The following is a 10,847-nucleotide window of genomic DNA, read 5'->3' on the forward strand; positions in this document are numbered from 1 at the left end:
GGTGGGGCGTGTCACCGTCACCCCCGCATTGGGGCAGGGGTTGGGTGGTGGGAACAAAGGCCTTCCGAAACGCATTACTTGATATATCAACAAAAATTGTTTACTTCTTCGCCTTCAAGGAGGCCCACAATGAGTACCGCAACCCGCACCGCAATCATTGGCGTTGGCAACATTGGTTCCCGCCTTGCAACCCGCTTTGCACAGCACAATATCCCCATCACCGTTGCCGCAAGCAACCTTGAAAACGCTCAAAAGGTGGCGCAACAGTTGGGACAAAACGCCACCGCCGCCACCACCGAGGAGGCAATCGCCAACAATGACGTCATCATTCTGGCCATCCCCTTTGCCGCAGGTATCGAGCTCGTACAGCAATACCGCGAGCAACTCAGCGGCAAGACGGTGGTAGACCCCTCCAACAACATCGCTTTCGACGAGCAGGGCAACGCCCTCAACCTCAACCCTGAAGGTGTTTCCGCAGGCCAGCAAATGAGCAAGGCCTTGGGCGAGGGCGTGCACTACGTCAAGTCCTTTGGCACCATGGCCGCTGCCGAGCTGGAAAAGGATCGCGCTGATCACGGCGGTAACATCGTGATGCTCTACGCTACCGACGACGACGCCGCAGGCAACAAGGTTGCTGCGCTCGCCGAGCAGGCAGGGTGGGACCCCGTCAAGGCCGGCGGCGTAGATGACACCGCACGCATCGAGGTATTCGGTGACCTCCACACCTTCGGTGGCCTGCAAGACACCTTCCTCAACAAGGAGGAAATGCTGCAACGCATTTAGATCTCACCACCTGCGGCTGGCCTGGAGTCCTTTCGTTCCTTTCTTGCCAGACCCCACCGCGGGTGGTTTTTTCTGCGCTTTGTTCAGCAATTGCGCGAGTATCATTTTCGCCATGGATGCATCCCACACACCCTCCCACCAAGATGTGCTGCTGAGCCAAGAGGCGGTGGCGCACATCGAGGCGTTTCGCCAGCGCAGAGCAGCCCTGGTGCGCCCTGCCGACAAGCGCAGCACCGTGTTCGCCAGCCCAGCCGACCTAGTTTGGGGGTGGATAGCAGACCCTGAAGGTTTCCGCCGATTTGCTTCTGAACTGGGCTTTTCGGAGCAAGAATTGGCAGAAATGGTGGAAAGCTGGGAGTTCCAGGACCCGCCTTTTGTCCGGTTGATTGAGGAAAATAAGGCAAAATAGGCCCATGACCTACAGCGAAGATCTCAACAACGAAACCCCAGAGGACGCCATCACCGTCCTCAGCGAAGAACAAAGCCTTGAGCGCATGAAAACCCACAGCGTGGGGCGCCTGGTGGTGCGCCGAGCCAATGACATGGATATTTTCCCCATCAACTTCGTGGTGGACACCAACAACCCCTTCGCCGAAGACGGCACCGCGCTGTACTTCCGCACCGCGGAAGGCACCAAGCTGTTCACGGTAAACCTCAACGCCGACGTCCTCTTTGAAGTAGACGAGTTCCACGAGGGTGAAAACGCCTGGTCCGTGGTGGTCAAGGGCACTGCCGCACTGGTGAAAGACACCAACGAGGCAAACCACGCAGACACCCTGGGCCTCAAGCCTTGGGTGCCCACGCTGAAGTACAACTTTGTGCGCATCACGCCCAAGAGCATTTCCGGCCGAGCGTTCGTGCTCGGCGAAGAGCCAGAGCGCTATTAGTCTTGCGGGTTTTCGGTCCGCCACCAAGTATCTTGTGGTGTGACCGGCAGGTGGCGCTTGTGTTCGCCCACGCGCCACAGGTGTTCGATGCGTTTTTGGGCATCCTCGGAAATGGCTTTGGTGCCCTCAATGTACGAGTCGATTTCTTGGTAGGTCACACCGAGGGCGTCTTCGTCGGCTAGCCCTGGGCGCTGCTCCTCGAGGTCCGCGGTGGGCACCTTCTGCCACAGCGCTGCGGGCGCCCCAAGGTGCTCAAGAAGGGCGGCGCCCTGGCGCTTGGAAAGCCCGAATAGTGGCAACAGGTCTGCCGCGCCGTCGCCGAACTTGGTGAAGAACCCGGTGACGTTCTCCGCTGCGTGGTCCGTGCCGATCACCAACAGCCGCAGCTCGCCGGCCACCGCGTACTGCGCTACCATCCGCTGCCTGGCCTTGATGTTTCCCTTGTTGAAGTCGGTCACCCCATTCGCAGCCGCCCCCGCAGCCCCGCCGCCTGCCTCGATGAGTGCAGCGCTGACGGCGTCGCTCAGCGCAGTTGTTGCTGGCTCGATGTTGATGGTGAGTCGGTAGTCGGGGTTGATGAAGCTAAGGGCGGTTTGGGCATCGGCTTCGTCTGCTTGGATGCCGTGCGGGAGGCGGATGGCGTAGAAGTGGGCGTCGGTGTCTTCCGCGCGGAGCTGCTCACACGCGATCTGCGCGAGCCTTCCTGCCAATGACGAATCCTGCCCGCCCGAAATCCCCAGCACAAAGCCTTTCGTGCCGGTTGCGTGCAGGTACTCCTTGAGGAATCGCACGCGACGATTCACCTCTTCCTCCGCGCTGATAAACGCTTTCGTGTGCAGCTCGTTGATGATGTGGCGCTGCAGTTCGCCCAAATGATGGCCTGTGGTCACGGAATGCTCAGTCATGAGGTCATTCTAGGCGCGCGCAATAGGTTCCCGACGTCCCAAGCGCCCCAGCCTCCAAGATCTCCAGTGGGGTAGCGGGAGCGCAAGGCTAGGGGGGTTTGTGTTTGGGTGCCAATTGGGATAAGGTTATTCCTCGTGTCCTGACCATGTGTGCATGGGCGAAATGCCTGCCAATGAGGGCGCCTGCAGGGAAACTGCAAGCGCACAGCAATATGCATGGTCAAAAGTATTCATTAGTAAAGAAAGGAGCGCCCGATGAAGGTCCGTAAGTCCCTTCGGTCGCTGAAGAACAAGCCGGGCGCTCAGGTTGTGCGTCGCCGTGGCAAGGTTTATGTGATCAACAAGAAGGAGCCACGTTTCAAGGCTCGCCAGGGCTAATTCCGCCTTTGGTTTGCGTGCAGCGCCGCAACTGTCCGAAATGGCAGTGCGGCGCTGCACTTTTTTGTTAGTTGGGCTTGGGGTGGTTGGGGTGCGTTGGGGTGGTTGGGGTGCGTTGGTCGATAGCCCAAAGTCGATAGGACCCGTTTTTCCCCCAAAAAACCGCCGTCCTATCGACCAACGCACTGGCCTATCGACTTTGGGCTATCGACCAACGCCCAAAAGGCCCTCCCAAACCCAGGATGGCCCAGCCGGCCGCGTGGTGGCGTCGGTGGGGCGTCTTCGAGGCCCCACTGCGCCGCCTCAAAGGTTAAAGTTTCACGTCAAAGTTGAACACTTTATAACGAATTAATAACGGTCTTCCGGGGCGATTTTTGGTGAGCTGGGCAAACGCGGGGAAGTGGATCTGCTGATCTTCAGCCGTGAAATTACAAGGGTGGTAGTTGGCTCAACATGTAGGGCGCGCGCTTGGGTGCCAACTGGGAGTTTCAACGATGTAACTACTATATGTTGTGTCAGTTGCGGAAGTTAGGCCCAACGTATAGTGTCGTTTCTGTTCATCACAGCAGCTCCACCACACTGGTGAAATAAGAGTTATAGGGATAAAAATATGTCGATCACCGTTTACACCAAGCCAGCTTGCGTCCAGTGCAACGCAACCAAGAAGGCACTCGACCGCGCCGGTCTGGAATACAACCTGGTAGACATTAGCCTGGATGATGACGCCCGCGATTACGTCCTCGCCCTCGGCTACCTTCAGGCCCCTGTGGTGGAGGTAAACGGTGAGCACTGGTCCGGCTTCCGCCCAGAGCGTATCCGTGAACTCGCAACCCAGGTTGCGTAATTCATATCCCCAATGAAAAGTGCCCCAACGCATCGCGTGGGGCCATTTTTCAAGTGCGAGGCGTGCGCGGACCTCACGTTGCGGCACACAGTAAAAGCGCTGCAAGCGCTCGCAATCCGCAAACTCAGAACAATCGACCTTGAAGATTGGAACAACACCATGCTCGTGGTGTACTTTTCCTCAGCTACAGAAAACACCAAGCGTTTTGTGGAAAAGCTCGGCTTTCCCGCAAAACGGATCCCGCTGCACAAGCAGGATCCGCCGCTGATCGTGGATCAACCATACGTGCTGGTGTGCCCCACCTACGGAGGAGGAGCGTCCATCAGCGGAGCCAACACCAAGCCGGTGCCCACCCAGGTGATCCGCTTCCTTAACAACGAGCACAACCGGAGCCTCATCAAAGCGGTGATCGCCAGCGGCAATTCCAACTTTGGCACGGACTTCGGCAAAGCGGGGGACGTGATCTCCCAAAAATGCAACGTGCCCTATGTGTACCGCTTTGAACTGCTTGGCACTCAAGAGGACGTGGCAATTGTCCGCCAAGGCCTTGAGCAGCACTCCAAGGAACTCGGCTTGGAAGCGGCGTAGCTACCAGCCGCAACCATTGACCCCTCACAATCTTCCCCAGACTTCCCCACAAAACAGTAAGGACCCCGCCCATGATCCACGGACGCAACGTTGCAGAACCAGTGTCTCGTTCCGAGCAACTTGATTACCACGCCCTGAACGCGCTGCTGAATCTCTACGATGAAAACGGTCAGATCCAGTTTGATAAGGACCGTGAGGCGGCCAACCAATTCTTCCTCCAGCACGTCAACCAGAACACCGTGTTCTTCCACGACCTTGAGGAAAAGATTGACTACCTGGTTTCCAACAACTACTACGACCCTCAAACCCTCGAGCCTTACGAGTTTTCCTTCATCAAGGACCTGTTCAAGCAGGCTTACGCCCACAAGTTCCGTTTCCAAACCTTCCTCGGCGCGTACAAGTACTACACCTCCTACACGCTGAAGACCTTTGACGGCTCCCGCTACCTGGAGCGCTTCGAGGACCGCGTCTGCATGGTGGCCCTGCAGCTCGCCGCGGGTGACCAGGACCTGGCCCGCAACCTGGTTGATGAGATCATGACCGGCCGCTTCCAGCCCGCCACCCCAACCTTCCTGAACTCCGGTAAGGCCCAGCGCGGCGAGCCGGTGTCCTGCTTCCTGCTGCGCATTGAGGACAACATGGAGTCCATTGGCCGCTCCATCAACTCCGCCCTGCAGCTTTCCAAGCGCGGCGGTGGCGTGGCGCTGCTGCTTTCCAACCTGCGTGAGGCCGGCGCGCCGATTAAGAAGATTGAGAACCAGTCTTCTGGCGTAATCCCAGTGATGAAGCTGCTGGAGGATTCCTTCTCCTACGCAAACCAGCTCGGTGCCCGTCAGGGTGCCGGCGCGGTGTACCTCAACGCCCACCACCCGGACATCCTGAGCTTCCTGGACACCAAGCGTGAAAACGCCGATGAGAAGATCCGCATTAAGACCCTCTCACTCGGCGTGGTGATCCCAGACATCACGTTTGACCTTGCCAAGCGCAACGATGATATGTATCTGTTCTCCCCGTATGACGTGGAGCGCGTGTACGGCAAGCCTTTCGCGGACATCTCCATCACCGAGAACTACGAAGACATGGTGGAAGATCCCCGTATTAAGAAGCAGAAGATCAACGCCCGCGAGTTCTTCCAGACCATCGCGGAAATCCAGTTCGAGTCCGGCTACCCGTACATCATGTTTGAGGACACGGTGAACCGCGCGAACCCAATCGCCGGCCGGATCAACATGTCTAACCTGTGCTCGGAAATCCTGCAGGTTAATACCCCATCTGTGCTCAACGAAGACCTTACCTACGCTGAGGTTGGTGAAGACATCTCCTGCAACCTCGGCTCCCTGAACATCGCAATGGCGATGGATTCCCCGGACTTCGCGCAGAGTATTGAAACCGCGATTCGTGGCCTTACCGCGGTGTCTGAGCAAACCAGCATCGATTCCGTGCCTTCCATCCGCAAGGGCAACAACGCAGCCCACGCCATCGGCCTTGGTCAGATGAACCTCCACGGCTACCTTGGCCGTGAGCACATCTATTACGGCTCGGAGGAAGGCCTGGACTTTACCAACGCCTACTTTGCTGCCGTGCTCTACCAGTGCCTGCGCGCCTCCAACAAGATTGCCCGAGAGCGCGGCACTACCTTTGAAGGCTTTGAGCAGTCCAAGTACGCCACCGGCGAGTACTTTGACTCCTTTGATCCGGCCGACTTCCAGCCAACGACCGAGCACGTCAAGGAGCTGTTCGCCAACTCCACCGCCTACATCCCCACCGCTGAGGACTGGGCGCAGTTGAAGGCAGACGTAGCTCAGTACGGCCTGTACAACCGCAACCTGCAGGCGGTGCCGCCAACCGGCTCGATCTCCTACATCAACAATTCCACGTCTTCCATCCACCCAATTGCCTCGCGCATTGAGATCCGCAAGGAAGGCAAGATCGGCCGCGTGTACTACCCGGCGCCGCACATGGACAACGAGAACCTGGACTACTACCAGGATGCCTACGAGATCGGCTACGAAAAGGTGATTGACACCTACGCAGTGGCCACCAAGTACGTGGACCAGGGGCTGTCCCTCACGCTCTTCTTTAAGGACACCGTGACCACCCGTGACATCAACCGCGCGCAGATCTACGCATGGCGCAAGGGTATTAAGACCCTTTACTACATCCGCCTGCGTCAGGTTGCACTCACTGGCACCGAGGTTGAGGGCTGCGTGAGCTGCATGCTTTAACGGCGGCTCAACGGCGGCCTAACATCACCGCGCCGGGTAACTAGACCGAGCGTTCCACTATTGGAAACGCTCGGTCTAGTTGTTTTATGCGCACCCGCGCAGTTATTTTCAACTTGAAGAAAATAACCCCCGCCATCACAAATCCTCCGGCAGGCCCAATGGAACCTCCGCAAAAGCGGAGCGATTGGTATGCAGCGTTTAGACTGCTTAGTCTATAAAGGGCATTCAACCCAAGGCGAGGACAGGAAGTAGGCCTGAAAACGGAAGGAGGGCGGATCAGTGCAGGTGCGCAACGTTGTGTTACCCATCGCCGCCGCGGCGCTCATAGGGGTGTTTGTGGTGCCCGGAGGCTCTACCGACGAAGTTGGTGGCGCAGACATCTCTTTCGGCTCCCAGCACCTCAACCTGGTGGCCTACGCAGTGGCCAAGCAGGGCTTCGACGCCATCATCCCCGCCTACCGCGAGCACGCCGACACCGGCTTTGCCCAGTCCTACGGCGCCTCCGGCGACCAATCCCGAAAGGTGGAGCGCCGCGTGCCGGCGGACATCGTGAACCTTTCCGTGGAGCCAGACGTCACCCGCCTGGTTCGCGCCGGGGTGGTAGAGGAATCCTGGCAGGACAACATCCCCGGCGATGAATCCGGCAAAGCCGTGCCCTTCGGCTCGGTGGTCACCTTTGTCACCCGTGAGGGCAATCCCCTAAACATTCAAACGTGGGATGACCTGCTGAATGTGGAGGTGATTTCTCCCAACCCGGCGTCGTCGGGCTCTGCAAAGTGGAACCTCCTCGCCCCGTATGCGGCGTGGTTTTATGCAAAGCAGGAGCAAGGTGGGAGCCTCCAAGAGGCGCACGAGTATGCGTCGGAAAAGCTCACGCAGTTGATCGGCAACTCCTTCCGCCTGCGTCCCAAGTCCGGGCGCGAGGCCACCTCCACCTTCGAGCAAGGCCAGGGCGACGTGCTGCTTTCCTACGAAAACGAGGCGATCCTGCTGGCCAACTCCGGCGCGAGCATTAGCTACCTCAACCCCGCGCAAACGTTCCGCATTGAAAACCCTGTTGCAGTAGTGGGGATCGGGGAGGAGAAAAACCCCGAGGCAATCAATTTCCGCGACTACCTGTTCACTCCGGAAGCGGAGCAGGTCTGGCAGCAGCAGGGATTCCGGCCGGGTCCGGCACTATTTCACGACGTCACCCTCCCAGCGCCATTCGCACCTTTTGATGTTGCCTATTCCATTGATGATCTCTCCAGGTCATTCCAGCAGCTTGCAAAGGAGAACCCGGCGCTTGCCCAGCAGTACAACCTGGACGGCAAATCGGGGTGGGCCATCGTGGACGCGCTGCTGTTCCAGCGTGCGGAATCCGGCGGAGGCGCCACAGACGGCGTGATTACCAAGATCTACAGGGAGGCGCTATGACCACGTTGAAGTTGCGCGCAAACACCAGTACTAGGACAAATGCGACCGTCGGACTCGCAACACTTTGGCTGAGCGTGCTCGTCCTGCTGCCGCTCGCCGCCTTGACCACCGAGGCTTTCACCGCAGGCGGGATCACCGGCTTCACCCAGGCCGTCACCGCCCCGGACGCGCTGGCGGCGCTGCGGATCACGCTCACCGTCTCCGTGATCGTTGCGCTGATTAACGCGGTGTTCGGCACGCTCATCGCGTGGGTGCTGGTGCGCGATGACTTCCCGGGCAAACAGATCGTGAACACCCTCATTGATCTGCCCTTCGCGCTGCCCACCATCGTGGCGTCGCTGGTGCTGCTCTCTCTGTACGGCCCAGATTCGCCGCTCACGTTGAACGCCACCCAGCCGGCGCTGGTGCTTGCGCTGACGTTTGTTACCTTGCCCTTTGTTGTGCGCGCGGTGCAGCCGGTGCTCATCGAGCTGGACAGGGATGTAGAGGAGGCCGCCGCCAGCCTCGGCGCAAACAACCGCATCATTTTCTTCCGCATCGTGCTGCCCGCCCTGCTGCCGGCGCTGCTTTCTGGTTCCGGCCTTGCGTTTGCGCGTGCGATCGGGGAGTACGGTTCCGTGGTGCTGATCGGCGGTAACATCCCTGGGCACACCCAGGTGGCCTCGCAGTACATCCAGGAACAAATTGAATCAGATGTGCCATCGGCGGCCGCCGCTGTGTCCGTGGTGCTGTTGGCCATCACCTTTGTGGTCCTCATTGCGTTGCGGAAGGTGAAGTAAATGCAGCTTTCACGCACCTCAACACTGGTATTGCGGACGATCGCGCTGGTCTACCTGGCGGTGCTCGTCGTGTTGCCCATTGCCACGATCCTGTACCGCACCTTCGCGCCGGGCTTGGACGAGTTCTGGGCGTGGATCACCACCCCCGCGGCGATCTCGGCGCTGCAGACCTCGCTAATCATCGTGCTGATCACCGTACCGCTGAACGTGATTTTTGGCGTGGTGGTGTCTCTGGCGCTCGCGCGCGGCGAGTTCCGGGGCAAGCGCCTGCTGCACGCCGTGGTGGATCTGCCGTTTGCGGTCTCGCCGATTATCGTGGGCGTTTCCCTGATCTTGCTCTGGGGCTACGACGGCTGGTTCAGCAAACTCACCGGTGGCCTGTTTGGCCAGCTCCCGATCATTTTCCACCTGCCGGGCATGATTATTGCCACCATTTTTGTCACGCTGCCGTTCATCGTGCGCGAGGTGGAGCCGGTGCTCCAGGAAATCGGCACTGAGCAGGAGGAAGCGGCCTCCACGCTGGGTGCAACGTGGTGGCAAACCTTCTGGTACATCACCCTCCCCGCGATCCGCTGGGGCCTCACCTACGGCGTGGTGCTCACCGTGGCCCGCGCACTGGGGGAGTTTGGTGCGGTGATCATGGTGGCCAGCAACTTTGGCGGTGGCGGCCAGACGCTCACCCTGCTGGTGCATTCCCGCTACATCGACGACCACAATGAATACGGTGCCTACGCTGCGGCGACGCTGCTGATGGGCGTGGCCGTACTCGTTCTTTTGGCAATGACCGCAATCCAACAGCGCAGGAAGCACTAGAAAGTAACTGAGGCAGGCAAGCATCATGCAGATCACCGCAAAAAATCTGAACAAACAGTACGGCGACTTCAAAGCGTTAGACAACGTATCCCTCGAGATTCAGGAGGGCTCGCTCACAGCGCTGCTGGGTCCATCAGGCTCCGGGAAATCCACGCTGCTGCGGGCTATCGCGGGCTTGGATCGCCCGGATTCTGGGCAGATCATTATCGACGGGCGCGACGTCACCAACGTCTCACCGCAGGAGCGCGGGATCGGCTTCGTGTTCCAGCACTATGCGGCGTTTCGCCACATGACAGTGCGGGACAACGTGGGCTTTGGTTTGAAAATTCGTAAGCGCCCCGCCGCGGAAATCGACGCCAAAGTGGACGAACTGCTGGGCATCGTGGGTTTGGCTGGATACCAAACCCGATACCCGGATCAGCTTTCCGGTGGTCAGCGCCAGCGCCTGGCCCTGGCCCGAGCCCTGGCTGTGAACCCCAAGGTGTTGCTCCTCGACGAACCCTTTGGCGCCTTGGACGCTAAGGTTCGCGATGACCTGCGTCTGTGGCTGCGCAGGATGCACGAGGAGTTCAACATCACCACGGTGTTGGTCACCCATGACCAGCAGGAGGCCCTCGACGTTGCGGATCAACTGGTGGTGCTCAATAAAGGGCGCATCGAACAGGTGGGCAGCCCCAACGAGCTGTACGACCACCCCCAAACCGAGTTTGTGCTGGGCTTCCTCGGCCAAGTCACCCACCTCATGGGCAAAGTGGTACGCCCCCATGACATCCGCCTAGGCCGCAACCCTGTGCTGGCCACCCCGGAAAACGAGGTGGCGGAGACCTCCGTGATTCCCGTGGTAGTGGACCGAGTGGTGCACTTGGGCTTCGAGGTGCGCGTAGAGCTCCACGACCAGCGCGACGGTGAGGAAGTGGTTGCCCAAATCACCCGCGGCGACGCCCTTGCGCTCAACCTCCACCCAGGCGACACCATCTACGCCCGCGCCACCCGCCCGGCGTCATTGGTGGGTGAGGGGTAGGGCGCGGGGCTGGGTTAGGTGCTTGGTTTGGGCTTGTTTTGGCTTGTTTTGGCTTGTTTTGGGCGTAGGTCGATAGCTCAAAGTCGATAGGACGCCGCGTTGGTCGATAGGGCAGCGGATTCGGGGAAAATCGGGTCCTATCGACTTTAGGCTATCGACCAACGGGTCCTATCGACCAACGCAACAGCGCGCCCCTACGCCCACGTCC

The 10,847-nt window shown here is 59.3% G+C and carries 12 protein-coding genes; 11 read left to right on the top strand and 1 reads right to left on the bottom strand.

Annotated features, from left to right (window positions below):
• Window positions 1-96: 96 nt before the first annotated feature.
• From NQ050_RS10610 to NQ050_RS10620, 3 genes are all read left to right on the top strand, one after another.
• A complete protein-coding gene (locus tag NQ050_RS10610) occupies window positions 97-783 on the top strand; it encodes an NADPH-dependent F420 reductase (protein ID WP_373456456.1) in 687 nt (228 codons plus the stop codon).
• Window positions 784-895: 112 nt separating this feature from the next.
• Window positions 896-1,192, top strand: coding sequence for a hypothetical protein (locus tag NQ050_RS10615; protein ID WP_257039314.1), 297 nt, complete (start codon window positions 896-898; stop codon window positions 1,190-1,192).
• 4 nt (window positions 1,193-1,196) lie between these two features.
• Window positions 1,197-1,670: a pyridoxamine 5'-phosphate oxidase family protein gene (locus NQ050_RS10620; RefSeq protein ID WP_257039315.1), complete on the top strand. Its 474-nt coding sequence runs from the start codon at window positions 1,197-1,199 to the stop codon at window positions 1,668-1,670.
• Here NQ050_RS10620 and nadE read toward each other — a convergent pair.
• Window positions 1,667-2,542 (bottom strand): ammonia-dependent NAD(+) synthetase, encoded by an 876-nt coding sequence (gene nadE, locus NQ050_RS10625; protein WP_373456457.1) that lies wholly within the window; start codon window positions 2,540-2,542, stop codon window positions 1,667-1,669. The two genes, NQ050_RS10620 and nadE, sit on opposite strands and share 4 nt — an antisense overlap.
• Before the next feature lie 288 nt (window positions 2,543-2,830).
• Between nadE and ykgO the strand changes: the two genes are divergently transcribed.
• From ykgO to NQ050_RS10665, 8 genes are all read left to right on the top strand, one after another.
• Window positions 2,831-2,953: a type B 50S ribosomal protein L36 gene (gene ykgO, locus NQ050_RS10630; RefSeq protein ID WP_005511141.1), complete on the top strand. Its 123-nt coding sequence runs from the start codon at window positions 2,831-2,833 to the stop codon at window positions 2,951-2,953.
• Window positions 2,954-3,563: 610 nt separating this feature from the next.
• Window positions 3,564-3,797 (top strand): glutaredoxin-like protein NrdH, encoded by a 234-nt coding sequence (nrdH, locus tag NQ050_RS10635; protein WP_257039318.1) that lies wholly within the window; start codon window positions 3,564-3,566, stop codon window positions 3,795-3,797.
• Window positions 3,798-3,956: 159 nt separating this feature from the next.
• Window positions 3,957-4,385, top strand: a complete 429-nt coding sequence (gene nrdI / locus NQ050_RS10640) for a class Ib ribonucleoside-diphosphate reductase assembly flavoprotein NrdI (protein ID WP_257039326.1) — start codon at window positions 3,957-3,959, stop codon at window positions 4,383-4,385.
• A 71-nt stretch (window positions 4,386-4,456) separates the two neighbouring features.
• Entirely contained in the window at window positions 4,457-6,610 is a 2,154-nt protein-coding gene (nrdE, locus tag NQ050_RS10645; protein ID WP_257039320.1) for a class 1b ribonucleoside-diphosphate reductase subunit alpha, read from the top strand.
• Window positions 6,611-6,895: 285 nt separating this feature from the next.
• A complete protein-coding gene (locus tag NQ050_RS10650; protein WP_257039327.1) occupies window positions 6,896-8,026 on the top strand; it encodes a substrate-binding domain-containing protein in 1,131 nt (376 codons plus the stop codon).
• Window positions 8,023-8,805 carry an ABC transporter permease gene (locus NQ050_RS10655; RefSeq protein WP_257039322.1) on the top strand — a complete coding sequence of 261 codons (783 nt, stop codon included), beginning with the start codon at window positions 8,023-8,025 and terminating at the stop codon, window positions 8,803-8,805. The genes NQ050_RS10650 and NQ050_RS10655 overlap by 4 nt, the downstream gene beginning before the upstream one ends.
• The gene (locus NQ050_RS10660) at window positions 8,806-9,618 is read left to right on the top strand and encodes a sulfate ABC transporter permease (protein WP_257039323.1); all 813 of its coding nucleotides are present in this window, start codon (window positions 8,806-8,808) and stop codon (window positions 9,616-9,618) included.
• 25 nt (window positions 9,619-9,643) lie between these two features.
• A complete protein-coding gene (locus NQ050_RS10665) occupies window positions 9,644-10,639 on the top strand; it encodes a sulfate/molybdate ABC transporter ATP-binding protein (RefSeq protein WP_257039325.1) in 996 nt (331 codons plus the stop codon).
• The last annotated feature ends 208 nt before the right edge of the window (window positions 10,640-10,847 follow it).

It is taken from the genome of Corynebacterium sp. 122RC1 (assembly GCF_024580955.1).
Classification (GTDB): Bacteria; Actinomycetota; Actinomycetes; order Mycobacteriales; family Mycobacteriaceae; genus Corynebacterium; species Corynebacterium kozikiae.

Excerpts from the sequence above, each read along its gene's own strand:
- NQ050_RS10615 (WP_257039314.1), top strand. The coding sequence starts at position 896 with ATGGATGCATCCCACACACCCTCCCACCAAGATGTGCTGCTGAGCCAA.
- NQ050_RS10620 (WP_257039315.1), top strand. The coding sequence starts at position 1,197 with ATGACCTACAGCGAAGATCTCAACAACGAAACCCCAGAGGACGCCATC.
- ykgO (WP_005511141.1), top strand. The coding sequence starts at position 2,831 with ATGAAGGTCCGTAAGTCCCTTCGGTCGCTGAAGAACAAGCCGGGCGCT.
- nrdH (WP_257039318.1), top strand. The coding sequence starts at position 3,564 with ATGTCGATCACCGTTTACACCAAGCCAGCTTGCGTCCAGTGCAACGCA.
- nrdI (WP_257039326.1), top strand. The coding sequence starts at position 3,957 with ATGCTCGTGGTGTACTTTTCCTCAGCTACAGAAAACACCAAGCGTTTT.
- nrdE (WP_257039320.1), top strand. The coding sequence starts at position 4,457 with ATGATCCACGGACGCAACGTTGCAGAACCAGTGTCTCGTTCCGAGCAA.
- NQ050_RS10655 (WP_257039322.1), top strand. The coding sequence starts at position 8,023 with ATGACCACGTTGAAGTTGCGCGCAAACACCAGTACTAGGACAAATGCG.
- NQ050_RS10660 (WP_257039323.1), top strand. The coding sequence starts at position 8,806 with ATGCAGCTTTCACGCACCTCAACACTGGTATTGCGGACGATCGCGCTG.
- NQ050_RS10665 (WP_257039325.1), top strand. The coding sequence starts at position 9,644 with ATGCAGATCACCGCAAAAAATCTGAACAAACAGTACGGCGACTTCAAA.